Origin of the sequence: Psychromonas sp. L1A2 (assembly GCF_009828855.1) — a bacterium.
In the GTDB taxonomy this organism is placed as follows: Bacteria; Pseudomonadota; Gammaproteobacteria; order Enterobacterales; family Psychromonadaceae; genus Psychromonas.
Map to the genome: position 1 here is coordinate 757,493 of NZ_WUAG01000002.1, position 19,077 is coordinate 776,569.

The following is a 19,077-nucleotide window of genomic DNA, read 5'->3' on the forward strand; positions in this document are numbered from 1 at the left end:
TTTATTTTTTACTGACTGGAATCTTTCATGAGCAATAAATTAGTCCTTGTACTCAACTGTGGTAGTTCTTCACTTAAGTTCGCTGTAATCGACGCAAATAATGGCGATGAAGTAATCAGTGGTTTAGCTGAATGTTTCAACCTTCCTGATGCACGCATCAAATGGAAATTCAACGAAAAAAAAGAATCAACAAGTCTTCCAGAATATAGTGCTCACTCAGCAGCAATTACTTTTATTGTGGAAGAGATAATCAAAAAAATTGACGGTCTTGAATCTCAGTTTATTGCGGTAGGGCATCGTATTGTTCATGGGGGAGAAAAGTTCACTGAGTCAGTGATTATTGATGAAGCTGTTTTAGAAGGTATTGAACAATGCTCATCACTTGCACCACTTCACAATCCCGCACATGTTTTAGGTATTAAAGCCGCGCTAAAAGCCTTCCCAACGTTAACTCAAGTAGCTGTATTTGACACTGCTTACCACCAAACCATGCCAGCTAAAGCGTTTCTATATGCCTTGCCATACAACCTGTATAAAGAAAAAGGCATACGTCGTTACGGCATGCACGGTACAAGCCACTTATTTGTAACTAATGAAGCGGCAAAAGCATTAAATAAACCCGTTGAAGAAACGAATATCATTTCTGCTCATTTAGGTAACGGTGCATCAGTAACAGCGATTAAAAACGGACAATCAGTTGATACTAGTATGGGGATGACACCTCTTGCAGGTTTAGTGATGGGGACTCGTTGTGGTGACATTGATCCAAGCATTATTGAACACCTGATTGAACGTGAAGGTTACAGCTTAAAAGGTGTAATGGACATGTTACAAAAACAAAGTGGTTTATTAGGTATTTCTGGCCTTTCTAGCGATTTTCGTGATATCGAACAGAACTACGAAAAAGGACATGAAGGTGCTATATTAGCAGTTGATATGTTCGCTTATCGCTTAGCAAAATATATCGCTTCTTATGCAGTACCACTTGGACGCATTGATGCGATTGTATTCACTGGCGGTATTGGTGAAAACTCTGTACGTATTCGTACAAAAGTGTTGGATAACTTAGCTATATTTGGTTATCAAATAGATGCAGACAAAAATAAAACTGCAATATTAGGCGGAGCTGGCATCATTACTGCTGATAACTCACCCATCGCAATGGTTATTCCAACTAACGAAGAATGGGTTATTGCGCAAGATTCAGCTAAACTAGTATCTGCATAATCTAAGTTAATTTCAAGGGAGTATTTACTCCCTCTTTATGATCTATTAAAAGGAATAGTCATGGCTCGTACAATAATGCTAATACCAATTGGTTCTGGTGTCGGTGTCACTTCGGTAAGTCTTGGAATGATCCGCGCGATGGAACGCCAAGGTGTTGCCGTTAATTTCTACAAACCAATCGCACAACCTCGTCAAGGTGATCTCGGAACAGAGCGTTCGACGACAACACTTCGTAACTCAAGTAACATTCTTCCCCCAGAACCTTTTGCAATGAAATATGCAGAAAACCTGATTTCATCTGGGCGCACTTCAGAATTACTTGAAAATATCGTAGAACGTTTTCGTGAAGGCACTAAAGATAGTGACGTTATTATTGTTGAAGGCTTAGTACCAACAGATAAGCACCAATTTGCTAATAACATCAACTACAGTATCGCTAAAGCACTCAGTGCAGAAATGGTATTTGTAACGCATCCTAGTAATGACACTTCGCAACAACTTAAAGAGCGCATGGAAATTGCTGTCTCTTCATTTGGCGGCAAAGAAAACAAACGTATTGCTGGTTGTATTATCAATAAAGTAGGCGCGCCTATTGATGAAAATGATAAAACAGGCGTTGATATCACTGAAGTATTTGATATTCCAGAAGCGAGTATCAATAACAATCTTGAAGTGTTACAAATGTTCAGCAAAAGTCCACTGCCTATCTTAGGTTGTATACCATGGAGCGCTGACTTAATTGCGCCTCGTGTTAAAGACTTAGCGGTTCATTTAGAAGCAAAAATTCTGAACAAAGGCGACCTAGAAAATCGCCGTCTACATTCAGTCACATTCTGTGCTCGTTCAATTCCAAATATGGTTGAGCATTTTAAAGCAGGCTCAATGTTAGTAACTTCTGGCGACCGTAGTGATGTAATCATCGCAACTTGTCTAGCTGTAATGAATGGCATGAAGATCGGCTGTTTACTACTAACAGGCGATTACATGCCTGAAGAAGAAGTATTAAAACTTTGTAGAAGCGCAATGGATTCAGGTTTACCTGTATTGCTTATAAAAAGTAATACTTGGCAGACAGCTCAACGCTTACAAAACTTCAACATGGAAATTCCAGTTGATGACCTTGAGCGTATTGAGAAAGTACAAGAATACATCGCGAGCCACATTGATAAGCATTGGTTAAATACATTAACTGAAGACTCTTCATTATCTCGTCGTTTATCTCCACCAGCATTCCGTTACCACTTAACTGAATTAGCTCGTAAAGCAAATCAACGTATTGTTTTACCTGAAGGTGAAGAACCACGTACGATTCAAGCAGCTATTATTTGTGCACAACGTGGTATTGCTAAACCTGTTCTATTAGGTAATCCTGAAGAGATTCATCGTATAGCTACACAACAAGGCATTGTCATCTCTGATGAAGTCGAAATTGTTAACCCTATCGATGTGATTGAACAATACGTAGCACCTATGGTTGCATTACGTAAAGGTAAAGGCCTAACGGAAGTCGTTGCTCGTGAGCAATTACAAGACCCTGTAGTACTAGGTACTATGATGTTAGCTGAAGGTGAAGTTGCTGGTCTAGTATCAGGTGCTGTACATACAACGGCAAATACTATTCGTCCTGCATTACAGTTGATTAAAACGGCACCAGGCGCAAGCTTAGTCTCTTCAATCTTCTTCATGTTATTGCCAGACCAAGTATTAGTTTACGGTGACTGTGCAATAAACCCAGACCCAACAGCAGACCAATTAGCAGATATCGCAATTCAATCTGCTGATTCAGCAATTGCCTTTGGTATTGACCCAAAAGTAGCGATGATCAGTTACTCTACTGGTAATTCTGGTGCCGGTTCTGATGTTGAAAAAGTACGTGAAGCAACTAAAATTGCACAAGAGCGTCGTCCTGACTTATTAATAGATGGCCCATTACAATATGATGCTGCTGTTATGGAAAATGTTGCAAAAAGTAAAGCACCAGATTCTAAAGTCGCAGGTCAAGCAACGGTATTCATCTTCCCTGATTTGAATACAGGTAACACGACATACAAAGCGGTACAACGTAGTGCTAACTTGATCAGTATCGGTCCGATGCTACAAGGTATGCGTAAACCAGTTAATGACTTGTCACGTGGTGCATTAGTAGATGATATTGTTTACACCATCGCGTTAACAGCAATTCAAGCAACGCAAGCAAACGAAAAAGCAGCTTTACTAGAAAAATAATTTTATGATTAATTTTAAACTTCTCTAAAGCTCGTTGATTGAGCGCTAAGCTCTGCAATAAAAGCCCCATTTACCTTTATTAAGTAAGATAAAGATAAATGGGGCTTTTTTATGAGCGCACCATTTAAATTGACATTAAAAGTAGTAATTTTTGATTTAAAATGCTGGTAAGCTACACCTAATATAGTTAAACCGAATCCTAAAAAATAATATTTATCATGGAGAAATACAGTGAAATATTTTTTATTAACGAGTTTGATATTATTAAGCTTTTTTACACAAGCAAAACAAGCAAATAGTGATTTTGGTTATAGCATGGACATTCCTGATACTTGGTCACCATTAACAGGCCCTGAAATCAAAGCGAACCCAGAGTTATTTAACTTTGAAGATGTAAACAACATCCCTGATCCCTTATTACAACAAATAATCCCAATGATTAGATCTGGAAAAATGGATTTTTATTTTTTGCCTGATAACACTAATAATTTTGCAGACAATATCAATGTAATGAAGCAGATAGGACAAGTGGCAACAACACCAGAAAAAATAAAAGAAACCTGTGCAGCAATCCCTGTTGAATTAACTAACCTTTTTCAACGAAATATCAGCCTTTATACTTGTGAAAAAGCACAAGTATCAGGAAAAGATGCGCTTTATGTAAAATTTGATGGTGCATTAGCAGATACAACAACGATGCAATACCATATTAAAATATCAGAAAATGTATTTTTAATTTTTACAGCGACACTAAAAAATAGCAGCTTTAACGATGCTGAAGCTGATATTCATCAAGCGATTAGCACAATTCAGCTAAACTAAAATTAAGTAAACTAATTCAAGAGCTAAAAGTAAGTCACTTTGAATAAGTTAGTTTATTTAAAAAATAAATAGATAGATAACTAGCTCGGTAACTAGATAAGTAACTAGATAACTAGATAACTAGATAACTAGATAACTAGATAACTAGATAACTAGATAAATTAATTCGCTGATACAAAATAATAAACAACAAAAAAGGAGCTATTTAAGCTCCTTATGATTATTTACAATGGCTAATTTACGACTTTAATGATCTTAATTTATAATGCATTGTATTTATTTTACTGAGTCGATTATTGCCAACAAATCTAATTTATCGCCTTACACCAACATTATTCTTCTGACATCAGTACTATTATTCTGATATCTCCACTAAGACGCATTTTAAGCCTTTGTCTAAGTCAATATTCGTATATTCCATAGGTGGCTTAATAACATCGATCACTTTCGCTTCAGGACAATGTTCAGCTAATGAATCATAAATAAATTGAAAATCCAGATCTGGGCTGTTTAAGCACAATAAAGCTTGTCCGCCTTTATTGAGTAACTCGGGTAAACGACGCATAATTTTAGGATAGTCACGTTGGATATTAACACTGCCCTTCTGTAAAGATGGAGGATCAGCAATGATAATATCGTAAGGTCCTAAACGTTTCACTTTGCCCCAAGACTTAAACAAGTCATGCCCAAGGTATTTAACCTTCGCTAAATCATGTCCATTTAATCGATGGTTATCGCGCCCTACAGCTAAAGCCGCTTTGCTCATGTCTAAATTAACAACCTGTTCAGCTCCACCCGCTAATGCAGCAGCAGAGAAAGCACAAGTATAAGAAAATAAATTTAAAACACGCTTTCCTTGGCTGTTATCTCTTAGCCAAGTACGGCCATTTTTCATATCTAAGAAAATACCGTAATTTTGGTTTTTACCTAAATTAATTTTATAAGATAGCCCATTCTCACAAGCTACATAATCACTGACGGCTTCACCATATAAGACTTCTGTAGGCGCTAAATCTCGGCAACGAAATTGCACTTGAATACTCGTAACAGAAAATCCTTTTTTAGTCATTTCAGCTAATAAAAATTGGCTTAAATCAGCTAACCATTGTTGGCTTTCTTCTTTGTAAAGGATCACTAAAATAACAGGCGATAACCAATCAATATTGAAATGTTGATATTCAGGATAACAAAAACCTCGCCCGTGAAATAAACGCGCCATCTCTTTATCTTGTTGCATATCGTTGTTCGATACTGCTTTAGGAAAATGCATTTTTTCTAACAATGGTGCAAACATATTATTTTTCTTCTTTGGTAGTAGAGTTAACGAACGTTTCTGATTCTGCTTCACCTGTATTGGTAACCGGTAAATCGAATGAATTAACACAGGTTTCGCCATCAGTCTCTTTATCTTCGCAGGCAATTTCCAATGCTTCGACCTCTTCGTCAGAACTTAATAAAATAGAAAACCAACGGCCATCTTCGCTATTTTCTAAGGCAATTTTTAAAATCATCGTTAACGGAACCGATAACAGCATACCGACTACGCCTAGTAGCCATCCCCAAAAAATTAATGAGAGAAATACAACTAACGTTGATAAACCTAAACTTCGCCCCATGAAACGTGGTTCGACCACATTTCCCATGATCATATTAACGCTAACAAATAACCCAACAACAACAGAAGCATAACCAGCACCAAGCTGTAAGAAGGTGAGAATAACAACAGGCACTGCAGCAATAATTGAACCAATATTAGGGATATAATTTAATAGAAAAGCTAATAAGGCCCATAACACATAGAATTGTACGCCCATTCCCCACAACACAGTACCAATGATGACCCCAGTAGCAAGACTAACCATGGTTTTAATTGCCATGTACTGATTTACCATGGTTAAGAAATGATCTAAGCGTTTTTCTGTATGCGCAGAATCATCAAAAGCCATGTGTAGTTTCTTTGTAAATACTTTTCCTTCAGCGAGCATAAATACAACCGTTAAGAGCAATAAAAATATATTGCCTAATACACTGCTAAAGCCGGATAAGGTTGTTGTCACTAAATTCATGACTTTTGCGGGATCAAAATAACCTCGGAGTTCAGCCATTGAAATCACAATATCGTGATTTGCTAACCACCCTATTAACCAAGTAATTTGCTCTGATAATTGTGCTTCATAAGTTGGAATCGCTTTTCTAAAATCATTTACAGCAGCGCCAATTACCCCGCCCAAAATAATAAACAGAGAAAAGATAGTAAAAATAACAAGGGTGATCGCTAACCCTCTCGGCACTTTTTTACCTTCAAGATAATTAATCGCAGGGTTACATATAATTGCGACAAATAAAGAAAGTAAAAAGGGAACAACAATCGGTGCAGCTACTTTTATACCTGCTAGTGAAATGACTAAAGCAGAAAAATATAAAGCCGTACGTGCCGCGGTGGATGCATTAACCATTTTGCACTTTCCTTAATGGGATTATGTTCTAAATAACGTAATTAAATCGAAGTATAAAGGATAGTGAATGATTAATAAAAATTACTTAACCTTATATTTTAACCAATTGATATATAAGCATATAATAATACTATTTAAATATTTATTATTATTTTAGTAGTAGATTTTATAATAAATATCTATTTATTAGACCTTATCCAACATAAGTGACCTAGATCACACAAAAAACAACACAAAGCATCACGTTAAAGTGATCTTGATCAATATGACAATCTCATATCTTCCTATAATCAAGTTGAAAGTTATTTACTAAGTCTGTTTTTAAATACACCGTTTTAATAAAGCACTTTTAAAATTTTTAAATTTATTAAACTTTGGAGAAATATATGACAGTAACTAATGTCGCAGAACTAAATGCAATGGTGGCTCGCGTAAAAGCAGCACAAAAAGAATTTGCAAACTACTCACAAGAGCAAGTTGACAAAATATTCCGCGCCGCATCTTTAGCAGCCTCTACAGCACGTATTGAACTTGCTAAAATGGCAGCCACTGAATCTGGTATGGGTATTATGGAAGACAAAGTAATTAAAAATCACTTTGCTTCTGAATTTATTTACAACAAATACAAAGACGAACTGACGTGTGGTGTCATTGAACGCAATGAAGAAGGCGGTACTATTACTATCGCTGAGCCACTAGGGATTGTTTGTGCCATCGTTCCAACAACTAACCCGACATCAACAGCTATTTTCAAAGCGCTAATTTGTCTTAAAACACGTAACGGTTGTATCTTCTCTCCGCATCCACGCGCTAAAAATGCAACTAACTTTGCTGCTAAAATTGTATTAGAAGCAGCAGTTAAAGCAGGTGCTCCAGAGAACATTATTGGTTGGATTGATGAGCCTTCAGTTGAGCTTTCAAACAAACTAATGAAACATGACGATGTTAACATGATCCTTGCAACAGGTGGTCCTGGCATGGTTAAAGCGGCTTACTCTTCAGGTAAACCTGCTATCGGTGTTGGCGCGGGTAATACCCCAGTTGTTATCGATGAAACAGCAGATATCAAACGTGCGGTTTCTTCAATCTTAATGTCTAAAACATTCGATAACGGTGTTATTTGTGCTTCTGAGCAAGCAGCGATTGTTGTTGAATCAATTTACGACGAAGTAAAAGCACGCTTTGCAAAATACGGCGCTAAAGTACTAAACAAAGCAGATGCAGATAAAGTGCGTAAAGTGATGATTATCGATGGTGCGCTTAACGCAAAAATCGTTGGCCAACCAGCATACAAAATTGCTGCACTAGCAGGTGTTAAAGTACCAACTTCTACTAAAATTCTTATCGGTGAAGGCTTAGAGGCATCTTGGGATGACGAGTTTGCACATGAGAAACTATCTCCAACATTAGGTTTATTCAAAGCCAAAAACTTTGAAGATGCAGTACGTCAAGCAGGTATCGTTTTAGACATAGGTGGTGTGGGTCATACGTCAGTACTTTACACTGACCAAGACGCGAACGCTGATCGTATCGCTTACTTTGGCGACAAAATGAAGACTGCACGTATTCTTATTAATACACCAGCGTCTCATGGCGGTATCGGTGACCTTTACAACTTTGAACTTGCACCTTCATTAACACTAGGTTGTGGTTCATGGGGTGGTAATGCCATTTCTGAAAACGTAGGTCCTAAACACCTTATCAATAAAAAGATAATTGCTAAGAGAGCTGAAAATATGTTGTGGCATAAACTACCAAAATCAATCTACTTCCGTCGCGGCTGTTTACCTGTTGCAATGACAGATCTTGAAGGTAAAAAACGTGCATTAATCGTGACTGACCGCTTCTTATTCAACAACGGTTACATCGATGATTTACGCAGTATCTTAAAAGAAAAAGGCATGGAAGTTGAAGTATTCCATGAAGTAGAAGCCGATCCTACGTTAGCAGTCGTAAAAGCAGGCGCAGCAGCTTGTTTAAGCTACCAACCAGACGTTATCTTAGCAGTTGGTGGTGGTTCACCAATGGACGCGGCAAAAATCATGTGGGTAATGTATGAACACCCAGAAACAGATTTTGAAGACTTATCAATGCGTTTTATGGATATTCGTAAACGTATCTACAAATTCCCTAAAATGGGTTCTAAAGCTGAATTAGTATGTATCACAACGACTTCTGGTACTGGTTCTGAAGTAACACCATTTGCCGTGGTAACTGATGAAAAAACAGGTCAAAAATATCCATTAGCAGATTACGAACTAACACCAAACATGGCGGTTATCGATGCTAACTTAGTCATGGACATGCCAAAAACTTTATGTGCATTTGGTGGCTACGATGCGGTAACGCATGCAATGGAAGCTTACGTTTCTGTATTAGCGAATGAATACTCTGACGGCCATGCGTTACAAGCACTTAAAATGTTAAAAGAGTACTTACCAAGCTCTTACCAAAACGGCAAAAAAGACCCAATTGCACGTGAGAAAGTACATAACGCAGCCACTATCGCTGGTATGTCATTTGCCAATGCATTCTTAGGTGTTTGTCACTCAATGGCACACAAACTAGGTGCTGAATTCCACATTCCACATGGTTTGGCTAATGCGTTATTAATTTCGAATACGATTCGTTACAACGCAACAAATAACCCAACTAAACAAACTGCATTCTCACAGTACGATCGCCCTAAAGCACGTGCTCGTTATGCAGAAGTAGCAGCACACTTAGGCTTTATTACAGGTAACACTGAAGATAAACTAAACGCCCTACTAAACTGGTTAGAAGAGTTAAAAGTAGCATTGGATATTCCATTATCAATCCAAGCAGCTGGCGTTAACGAAGCTGAATTCATGGCGAAATTGGATTCACTAGCAGAAGACGCATTTGATGACCAATGTACAGGTGCAAACCCACGTTACCCATTAATCGCAGAGCTTAAAGAAGTATTAATCGCTTCTTACTACGGTACTGCTTACGCTGACGTAATGGATGCACCAGAAGTAGAAGTTGCAGTAAAAGAAGAGAAAAAAGTAATTAAGAAAGTTAAAGAATTAGTTAAATAATTATCTCTAAAAAAATGATTATCAAGCCTGCTTTATGCAGGCTTTTTTGTACCTGAGATTCCAAGTCAACGAATTAACCTCTGAAACTAAAGCAGAGACAATAAAGCAATGGCAAGAATCATGATAAAAATAAAGTTGCAGTTAAAGATAAGTTATACCAATGGAATTAAATAAGTGATCAGAGATTGCGCAGGAAAAATTAACACTAATAAGGCGTGAGTTGTAGGAGATAGTTGTTCTCACTTCAAAACTCACAACGCAGTTAGGGGGGATTTTAACCAGCAAGAATAATCACCTTATTAATTCTTTTGGTATTAATTTTTAACGGCGAGCTTTGATGTCAAAAAATAGATAACGGCACTTTGTACAAACAAAGAGAAAGTCATTGAGAACGAATACCAATTATTATAAAAACTGTCAGTGTTATTGCCCAATAAGCCTGTTGCCTCAAGAAGTTGAAGCGGCCAAACACAATATAAATTTGATAACTCACTATCCAACATAATCAATATAAACAAAGTGGCCACTGAAAAAACAAATGAAATAGTAAATAACTTCACAGGTAATACCTCATATATCTTCAAATAAATAACCCCTTGTTCAGAGGTAAAACAATGATTCAAAGTAAGCAACGAAAGGTTAAAAAACAACTACTTTTCATTTAATTTCGTTGTTGTGCAACACGACTCACTAAACCAGTAGGAATACTGCCAATATTAGCAGAGAGCATTGTCGCCGATAGGGCGAAGCCACAGTCAAGAAATCCCCAACTGACTCAACGAACGAAGACGATAAAAAATCAAACTTTTTGCTTTTTGTATAAATATCTGCTTGACTCTGTACCTAGGTACAGAGTGTAGGATAGGAGCTATCGATGAATGAGAAGAAACCCATAACCATTGGCGTGCTGGCTAAAGCAGCAAATGTTGGCGTAGAAACAATTCGTTTTTATCAAAGAAAAGCCATTATTGAACAACCACCAAAAACGAATGGATTTCGTCATTATTCTAATGAAGATATTCGTATTGTTCGCTTGGTGAAGAAGCTTCAAGGTGTTGGCTTCTCCTTAGATGAAATTAAGGATTTTCTCATTTTCGATCATTGTTGTAGTCAATCACGATCAGTCGTTAAGCATAAATCGTTAACAAAAATTGAAGAAATTAAAACACAGATTTCTGATTTACAAGCAACGGTAGAAGCATTAGAAATGTTTTCACATTCGTGTGGTTCAAGTAAGAGCATAGAGACTGGTTGTCATTTATTAGATTGTTTTGAAAATCATTGGCAGTGCTGTAGTACTGACAACGACCCTAACCTAACTGGAGAGTAAGCATGAGTGAAGTATGTAAATGTTGTGAAGATAAAAAAACACCGAACTGTTGTTGCAATACAGACAACTGTAAGTGTGCAGAAAGTTGTGCTTGTGGTGATTGCTGTAGCAATTCGGATTGCTGCTAAACCCTTTTGAATCTGATGCTATAAACTGCCTATCAATTATTAAGCACTTTAAATTGAGCCAAGATAGGCAGCTTTTTAACCAAAAATATCCAGTACGCTTTATAAAGTACAAAAATCAGTACAAGACTTATCAAAGTGACTCCCCTTAATTTTTTGCTTATACCAATGGAATTAAATAAGTGATCAGAGATTGCGCAGGAAAAATTAACACTAATAAGGCGTGAGTTGTAGGGGGTAGTTGTTCTCACTTCAAAATTCACAACGCAGTTAGGGGTGATTTTAACCAGCAAGAATGATCATCTTATTAATTCTTTTGGTATTATCATCATTCATCGTAATAAATTTAAACCAATTTCATTGCTAAGATGTACTACTTCTACCCACTGCTTTATTTTTTAGGCGTTCTTTGTAGCCTTAATTTGTATCATTCTTTTTGTAAGATCTTTTTGAAGAATATTGACGTTATAAGGCGTCATTGTCTTCCACTTTTGGCACTCCTTTCTCGTTCTTCCACATCCTAAGCACCAGCCTTTGGTTGCTGAGAAATCACACTGGTCGATACAAGGACTTTTTCTTTTTTTCATTTCAGGTATCTCGTTTTATTGATCTCATACTCAAAGCTTAGACAGGAATAGATTCTAACACTGTAAAGCGGTTAAATACTTCGGATAAACTTTATACCGATTACATTAAATAAGTGATCTAAATTTTGCGCAGGAAAAATGACTTAGTTTAAGGCGTAAATTGAGGCCTTTCGAAGATTAACTTCGTTAATCGTCTGTCGGTGAATTAACTAAAACATGTTAATTCATTAATAGGTTGTGCCCTTTACGAAATTTACAACGAAGAAATAAGTTATTTTAACAAATAAAATAGATCAGTTAATTAGTGTGATTGGGATTACTATAAGTTTATTAAATTAAGCGGCAGTATTCACTGACCAATCCAGTCATTATCTCCGAATGTCTTATAAAAGCGATTGATGATGTGGAGTAAAAAACGATTCGGTGACAATCTCTTTGCTGCCTTTTTCTGATAAAAGAAAGATGTTCCACCGACAGGGCGAAACAACTGCCAATAAAGGCACCACAGATTGGATGAGCGAAGACCAGTTAACACAATACCTGCAAGCTAAAAACAGGACTCGCAGAGCTCCTCCGCTCATAACACTAAGCTGCACCTAATTCGACATGCGCCCCTAAAAACAAACCTGATTCAAATAAGCTTATATTCATCCCCCTTTTTTGCCTATCAATTTGATTGGAAATATCCATGGGAAAAATAAGGTATTTCATAGACAAATTTACTATTTAAGCTTAAATTAACAACACACTAATAATAACCATTATCATTTAAATCCATGTTATTACTTTGTTAACACTTATTGTTTGCACCGTAAGAGAAATAGTTAAACAACGATTTAAAACTAAAAAATTATACTAGGTGGTCACATGAACAAAAAAACAATTCTTATGATTTTAGATGGCTGGGGTACTTCTCCAGACCCTAAAGTATCAGCACCAGACAATGCTAATATTCCCTTTCTAGATTCTTTATATCAAAACTACCCTAATGCTTCGCTACGAACTGATGGTGAACATGTCGGTTTACCATCAGGGCAAATGGGTAATAGTGAAGTTGGCCATATGAACCTAGGTGCTGGGCGTATTGTTTACCAAGACTTAGCAAAAATTAATATCGCAGTAGCAGAGAAAACGTTATCTAAAGAGCCGGTACTGGTTGATGCACTTCAATATGCTAAAGATAACAATAAAGCGGTACATTTCTTAGGTTTATTAAGTGATGGAGGAGTTCATTCTCATTCTAGCCACTTAAAAGGCTTTATTGATGCAGCACAAGAAGCTGGTATACAGCAATCATACGTACATGCTTTTACCGATGGACGTGATGTTGACCCAAAATCAGGCAAAGCCTCGATTGCAGATTTAGAAGCCTACATTGAAAACACCAATACCCAAATTGCTTCTCTTACTGGCCGTTATTATGCAATGGATAGAGATAATCGTTGGGAACGCGTTCAGCTAGCTTATGATGCACTCGTGAATGGTGTTGGTGTAAAAGCGACAGATGCCATCAGCGCAATTGAACAAAGTTATGCAGATGGCGTAACAGATGAATTTGTTAAGCCAATTATTTTAACTGATGATCAGGCACAACCACGCGCGACAATTAAAAAAGATGATGTTGTTATCTTCTTTAACTTCCGTACTGACCGAGGTCGTGAATTAACTGAAATGTTAAATCAACAAGACTTCCCAGAGCAAAATACGACAAAGCTCGATTTATACTACGTGACAATCACTAACTACAGTGATGCCTTTGAAAATGTAAAAGTCATTTACAACAAAGATAATATCAATGAAACGTTAGGCGAAGTGTTAGCTAAACACGGCAAAAAACAGATTCGTATTGCTGAAACAGAAAAATATCCACATGTGACGTTTTTCTTTTCAGGTGGTAGAGAGGAACCTTTTGAAGGAGAATCTCGCATCTTAAAAAATTCGCCTAAAGTAGCTACCTATGATTTACAACCTGAAATGAGTGCTTATGAACTGCGTGATGCGTTAATACCAGAACTGAACAAAGGTGAAGCAGACTTTGTTTGTCTTAACTTTGCTAACGGCGATATGGTAGGGCATACAGGTATGATGGACGCAGCAATTAAAGCCTGTGAAGCAGTAGACGAATGTGTCAAAGATGTTGTTACTGCAGCCCTTGCTAATGACTATACAACATTGATTATCGCCGATCACGGTAACTGTGAAACCATGATCAACCCAGATGGTAGTCCAAACACCGCACACACGACCAATCCAGTACCGGTGATTTTAGTCGATAAAGATCTTAAAAATATTGAAGATGGTGTGTTAGGCGATATGGCACCAACAATACTGAAATTAATGGGTATAGAACAACCTGCCGTAATGACAAGACATTCATTAATTTAGTTTATGCAATATAGTGTATAAAGCCTCTACTTTAGCAGGGTAGGACAACTACCCTGCTTCCGGTATAAATCGCATATTCATTAAATATACAACATTGAATATACAACAGTATTTTTCACAGCTTTATACCGCTTTTTGGTTTAATTTAGACTGGTACATATTAAATTTGTAGGGGTCTACAGCTTTAGCTCTCTCTACATATTAAATTTGTAGGGGTCTACAGCTTTAGCTCTCTCTACATATTCAAGTGAAAAACTATAACAACGGGCTAAAAAGATATAGAAAACCTTCCAATAAACGTTTGAAAAAAGGTCGTTGCTGCCACTTCTCTAAGGTTAGTTGGTTAGACGCTAAAGTGTACTGCATTTGTGCAGTTAACAACTCTCCTGCAAATCTTGGATTATCAATTAGCATGGTCATTTCGAAGTTTAACCAAAAGCTACGTAGGTCTAAATTAACCGTCCCTACTAATGCAATTTTCTCATCAATAACGATACTTTTACTATGTAACAAACCACCATAGAATTGATGAATCTCGACACCCGATTTTAATAAATCTTCAAAGAAAGCACGCGAAGCATACTTAACCATTACTGAATCATTTTTAGCAGGAAGAATAATTTTAACGTCTACCCCTCGCATTGAAGCCACTTGTAATGCAGTTAACAAACTTTCATCGGGTACAAAATAAGGTGATGTTAGCACTAAACTATATTTAGCTTCATAAATAGCGGTTAATAGCACTTGATGAATACCTACTTTGCCAAATTCAGGGCCAGAAGGAATAAGCTGAGAATTTTCATCTCCTGCAATACAAAATAAAGATTTATTGGCTTCGGGTAAATGCAAGCTTTGTTCTGTCTCTAAACTCCAATCCCATAAAAATAATCCCTGCATATGTTGTACGATAGGCCCTTCACAACGCACCATCAAATCAATCCATTCACCCACACCTTTATCTATTTTGAAATAAGCAGGATCCACTAGATTCATACTACCGGTATAAGCAATATGATCATCAATACACACTAATTTACGATGCAACCTCAGATCTTGTCTTTGAAATAATAAGCGAAATGCACCTACAGGCAAACCTTCAACCACTTCCACACCTGCTTGTCGTAATTGAGCTGGCAAATTAGAGTTTAAAAAGTCATGGCTGCCTACTGAATCCAACAATAATTTACATTCAACTCCCCTGATAGCGGCTGACTTTAACTCCTCTAATAACTGGTCAACTAAACCACCTTGATTGCAGATATAAAACATTAAATAACAATGTTTTTTCGCATCTTTAATTTCTTTAGTAAGCTCTAATAAAATATCATCGGTAGTGGTTAATAAAGTATGTTTATTACCTTTAACCATTGGCATATTGGTATAAGACTCAACAAATGATTGCATTGCATGGGCATTTTCACTAATCAGCTCTTTGCTTTGCTTATAAGTCATCGCTTGTTCTTGGATCCACTCTAAGAAAGTACCTGATATTAATTTACGTTGTCTGCTTCGCTTTGCACCTAGATTTAATTCACCAAAAATGAAGTAACCAATCATGCCGACTAAAGGTATTGCAAACATAAGAAATAACCATGCCAGTGATACACCGATTGGTTTACGTTTTAAGACAACTCTTACTGACATTAACGTTAATAAGCCAAAATACAATGTCGCTGAAGCGGCGATATATATTTCGCTTTCTAACCAATTCATATTCAAACCAAGGTGTTCCATGTACTTCCTAATAAAAAGTAAAATGCTGCCGTGAAAGACTGCTAAATGAAAATGCTATTAATAAAGTAAACGTGAAAGAAAAGCTATCCATTTCAATAGTGAGCTATTTTTCTGTATAAACAAGAAGTAGAACAAATAAGTAAAATAACCAGGATATGCTAGATGTTAGTAAAAAATAATATAACAGTCGTTATTTTAAAGTGATATTTTTGTAGTGATAATTTTGTAGTGATAATTTTGTAGTGATAATTTTGCAATGACAATGTTGAATGATACTTGGCATAAACCAAACACCATTCACAATTCACAATTCACAATTCACAATTCAAATAGTAAGGTAAGAGTATAACTAGGAAGTGATTATTTACGTTTATTACACCTCAAGTAAAAAGTAGCTTCGGCCGCTGTCATTACCTCTTTTTGATTATTCCATTTATCCTGCGTTAATATTTTATCACCACTAGTAAGGCAAGGATCGTTTTCTATTGTTTCCCCTACTACATCAATACCAAGTGAGTTTGCTAACACAAACACAGACTTGAGCATCGCTTCTCCCGCTAAAAATCCAGGCACTCCTTGGATAAAATGTTTGGAAATTTTGAATTTATCGATATTGAGTTTATCAATTGAGTATAAAACAGATCGTTCAGCACCAAATCCTTCAACGGTAAGTGCAATACCTAATCGACTTAAGTTGAGTAAGTTTTCTTGAACTCTATACAGATCATTACTAAATAAACTTTCTTCAATTTCAAACTCAAACCAATTTGCTTTAGCGCCTGTATTTAACAGTACTTTCTGAATTGAGGCAATTAATGAAAGTTGTGATAATTCCAATTTAGACAAAGGAAGTGCTATTCGGCCAAAATTAATACCTGATGCATGCCATTTTGCAGCTTGTTTAGCGGCCTTAGTAAACATTTTAATGCCTAACTCAATTAATATACCTGATTGTTCAGCAAGCATTAAAAATCTTTCTGGTAACAACACGCCTTGCTCAGGGTGATGCCATCTCAACATGCATTCAATAGCGACAATTTGACGTTTATTAAGATCATATTGAGGTTGGTAATAAACCTCAAATTGGTCTTCCACAAGTGCTAATTTTAATTCATTTTCACGTGCTAATTGATGAGTAGAATTAACTGTTAATTCATTAGTATAAAAGTGATAAGCACTGCTTTTATCTTGCTTACTACGAAGCATTGCAGTTTCAGCATTAGATAGAACAGTATCTAACTCGATACCGTCATCAGGACAAATACTAATACCAATTGAAAGGGATAAGTCGACAGCCACGCCTTCGATAGTAATTGTTTCAGAAAATTGCTGGGCTATCTGTCGTGCAATTAAAGCAACAACTTGTTCATTATCAAGCTCCTCAATCACTAAAACAAACTGATCATCACCAATACGAGCAATGAAGTCTTTATCTGAAGCAGATTGTTTAAGACGTTTTGCTACATCTCTAAACACTAAGTCACCTTGATTATGACCATAGCGTTCATTAATTGTTTTAATGCCTTTAATCTCGATAAACAAAATCCCTATTGGAATTTGTTTATGATTAGAACGAGCAATAGCTGTCTCTAAATGATTAAATAAAGCAATACGATTATTAAGGCCAGTTAAAGAATCATGTTTAGATAAATACTGGATTTTTTCTTCGTTGTATTTATTTTGAGTCAAATCAGTAAAGGAATAAACGCGATTATCAATCTCGGTTTCATTGTGTTTGATTTGATAAACTTCTAACCAAAAATAACCAAGATCACCTTGTTTAGTATAAAAATTAACATCACCTTGCCATTTACCATGACTTAATAATGCTCGCTCAATATTAATAAACAATCGACGATAATCACGACCATAAGCAAATGAAGCTATTTTTTGATTTAATAGTTCTGCTTTAGAATAACCCGCAATATCTAAACAAGCATCGTTAGCAGTGATGATTAAACCTGTATTGTCAGTGACTAAAATACCATCACGACTATTTTCAAATACAGCATTAGCTAATTTAAGCTGCCTTTTAATAATACTTTTTTCAGTGATATCTCGCCCAATAGCAATTAAACCTTGGACTTTTCCGTCTTTATCTTTAAGCGGTACTTTTTGCATAAAGATATAATGTTCTTCACCATTATTATAAGTAAGGTATTCGTTATTAACGTATATTTCATTATTTTCAATTACTTGAGTATCTTGAGCTTGACACATTCGAGCTTGGTTAATTTCAAATAATTGGTCATCTTTTTTACCAAGGATGTCAGCTTCAGGACAGCCTACAAACTCTTCGAATTGTTTATTACAACCAATAAAACGACTTTCTAAGTCTTTAAAGAAGATTAAATCAGAAGAAAGATTTGCAGTGGCGCGTAACATAACACGTTCTTTTTCGATGGTTGCCTTGGCCGTATTCATCTCTGAAATATCAAATAACAAACCAACTTTAAGGTCGCTATCATCAGCAACTTCTTCACGAATCAAAAACTCACGTTTAATACCAGTGACATCGCGCATTTCAAATTCAAGTAAACGAATTTGATGATCATTAACCATTCTTAAAGTTGAGTTGTTAACTTTATCAATAACGCCATTAGGTAAAACCTCTTGCAAGCATTGCCCAATTAAATCATCTGGTAACAACCCAAATATTTGAGAAAAATAAGTATTGCAATATACAATGATACTTTGTGAGTTTTGGTAGTAAATAGGGATGCTAATGTAATCTAAAGCTGATTTAACTTCTGCTGAAACAAGGTTCATCATTTCAGGAGAAGGTATATTGACCGATTTAAGATTAGGCTCTTCATTCGTCAAATAAATACAGTGAGTCTCTGGGTGCTTTTCTGTAATGCTTTTTCTTACAGAATTTAAAACCGGCCTTTCACAAATAAAATAATGATAATGATCTTCACTAATCATTGTTTCAAGTTCATTCGCACAAATATGATGAACAATACTAAAATCACTAGTAGTAGAATTAATGGGTAACAAGGCTTCAACTAACTTAATATTATCGCCTATGTATAACACCTTATTAACTTTACTCAACAATATCATTCCACCTTAAATCAAAATAAATTTAGTATATAAAAATCAAACACTTAATAAAACAAA

Annotated in this window: 12 protein-coding genes; 6 read left to right on the plus strand and 6 right to left on the minus strand. The window is 36.2% G+C overall.

What is annotated here, in order from left to right:
- The first annotated feature begins 27 nt into the window (after window positions 1–27).
- The 3 genes from GQR59_RS13755 to GQR59_RS13765 all read left to right on the plus strand — a co-directional run bounded on the left by GQR59_RS13755 (window position 28) and on the right by GQR59_RS13765 (window position 4,275).
- Window positions 28–1,227 carry an acetate kinase gene (locus tag GQR59_RS13755; protein WP_160063629.1) on the plus strand — a complete coding sequence of 400 codons (1,200 nt, stop codon included), beginning with the start codon at window positions 28–30 and terminating at the stop codon, window positions 1,225–1,227.
- 60 nt (window positions 1,228–1,287) lie between these two features.
- Window positions 1,288–3,453, plus strand: coding sequence for a phosphate acetyltransferase (pta, locus tag GQR59_RS13760; protein ID WP_160063631.1), 2,166 nt, complete (start codon window positions 1,288–1,290; stop codon window positions 3,451–3,453).
- A 231-nt stretch (window positions 3,454–3,684) separates the two neighbouring features.
- Complete coding sequence (locus tag GQR59_RS13765; RefSeq protein ID WP_160063633.1) at window positions 3,685–4,275, plus strand: hypothetical protein; 591 nt, start codon at window positions 3,685–3,687, stop codon at window positions 4,273–4,275.
- A gap of 355 nt (window positions 4,276–4,630) precedes the next feature.
- On the opposite strand, the gene GQR59_RS13770 is transcribed toward GQR59_RS13765, so the two are convergent.
- Both GQR59_RS13770 and GQR59_RS13775 read right to left on the minus strand, forming a co-directional pair.
- A complete protein-coding gene (locus GQR59_RS13770) occupies window positions 4,631–5,569 on the minus strand; it encodes a class I SAM-dependent methyltransferase (RefSeq protein ID WP_160063635.1) in 939 nt (312 codons plus the stop codon).
- 1 nt (window position 5,570) lies between these two features.
- Window positions 5,571–6,731: an AI-2E family transporter gene (locus GQR59_RS13775; RefSeq protein ID WP_160063637.1), complete on the minus strand. Its 1,161-nt coding sequence runs from the start codon at window positions 6,729–6,731 to the stop codon at window positions 5,571–5,573.
- 386 nt (window positions 6,732–7,117) lie between these two features.
- Here GQR59_RS13775 and adhE point away from each other — a divergent pair, with 386 nt between their 5' ends.
- Window positions 7,118–9,793, plus strand: a complete 2,676-nt coding sequence (gene adhE, locus GQR59_RS13780) for a bifunctional acetaldehyde-CoA/alcohol dehydrogenase (protein ID WP_160063639.1) — start codon at window positions 7,118–7,120, stop codon at window positions 9,791–9,793.
- Between the two features lie 314 nt (window positions 9,794–10,107).
- Here the strand turns inward: adhE and GQR59_RS13785 are convergent, their stop codons facing one another.
- Window positions 10,108–10,377, minus strand: a complete 270-nt coding sequence (locus GQR59_RS13785; protein ID WP_160063641.1) for a hypothetical protein — start codon at window positions 10,375–10,377, stop codon at window positions 10,108–10,110.
- A gap of 290 nt (window positions 10,378–10,667) precedes the next feature.
- Here GQR59_RS13785 and GQR59_RS13790 point away from each other — a divergent pair, with 290 nt between their 5' ends.
- On the plus strand, window positions 10,668–11,123 hold the full coding sequence (locus GQR59_RS13790; protein WP_160063643.1) for a MerR family transcriptional regulator: 456 nt from the start codon (window positions 10,668–10,670) through the stop codon (window positions 11,121–11,123).
- Window positions 11,124–11,646: 523 nt separating this feature from the next.
- Here the strand turns inward: GQR59_RS13790 and GQR59_RS13795 are convergent.
- Window positions 11,647–11,835, minus strand: coding sequence for a DUF1289 domain-containing protein (locus GQR59_RS13795; RefSeq protein WP_160063645.1), 189 nt, complete (start codon window positions 11,833–11,835; stop codon window positions 11,647–11,649).
- 867 nt (window positions 11,836–12,702) lie between these two features.
- On the opposite strand from GQR59_RS13795, the gene gpmI reads away from it, so the two are divergent.
- Complete coding sequence (gpmI, locus tag GQR59_RS13800) at window positions 12,703–14,220, plus strand: 2,3-bisphosphoglycerate-independent phosphoglycerate mutase (RefSeq protein ID WP_160063647.1); 1,518 nt, start codon at window positions 12,703–12,705, stop codon at window positions 14,218–14,220.
- Between the two features lie 255 nt (window positions 14,221–14,475).
- Here gpmI and cls read toward each other — a convergent pair whose 3' ends face one another.
- Together cls and GQR59_RS13810 are read right to left on the minus strand one after the other, a co-directional pair.
- A complete protein-coding gene (gene cls, locus GQR59_RS13805; protein WP_160063649.1) occupies window positions 14,476–15,954 on the minus strand; it encodes a cardiolipin synthase in 1,479 nt (492 codons plus the stop codon).
- A gap of 360 nt (window positions 15,955–16,314) precedes the next feature.
- Window positions 16,315–19,014, minus strand: a complete 2,700-nt coding sequence (locus GQR59_RS13810) for a sensor domain-containing protein (protein WP_236546768.1) — start codon at window positions 19,012–19,014, stop codon at window positions 16,315–16,317.
- Between the last annotated feature and the right edge of the window lie 63 nt (window positions 19,015–19,077).

Bases quoted from the DNA above. Each gene is read 5' to 3' on its own strand.
- GQR59_RS13790 (WP_160063643.1), top strand. From the start codon at position 10,668: ATGAATGAGAAGAAACCCATAACCATTGGCGTGCTGGCTAAAGCAGCA.
- gpmI (WP_160063647.1), top strand. From the start codon at position 12,703: ATGAACAAAAAAACAATTCTTATGATTTTAGATGGCTGGGGTACTTCT.
- GQR59_RS13775 (WP_160063637.1), bottom strand. From the start codon at position 6,731: ATGGTTAATGCATCCACCGCGGCACGTACGGCTTTATATTTTTCTGCT.
- GQR59_RS13795 (WP_160063645.1), bottom strand. From the start codon at position 11,835: ATGAAAAAAAGAAAAAGTCCTTGTATCGACCAGTGTGATTTCTCAGCA.
- cls (WP_160063649.1), bottom strand. From the start codon at position 15,954: ATGGAACACCTTGGTTTGAATATGAATTGGTTAGAAAGCGAAATATAT.
- GQR59_RS13770 (WP_160063635.1), bottom strand. From the start codon at position 5,569: ATGTTTGCACCATTGTTAGAAAAAATGCATTTTCCTAAAGCAGTATCG.
- pta (WP_160063631.1), top strand. From the start codon at position 1,288: ATGGCTCGTACAATAATGCTAATACCAATTGGTTCTGGTGTCGGTGTC.
- GQR59_RS13755 (WP_160063629.1), top strand. From the start codon at position 28: ATGAGCAATAAATTAGTCCTTGTACTCAACTGTGGTAGTTCTTCACTT.
- adhE (WP_160063639.1), top strand. From the start codon at position 7,118: ATGACAGTAACTAATGTCGCAGAACTAAATGCAATGGTGGCTCGCGTA.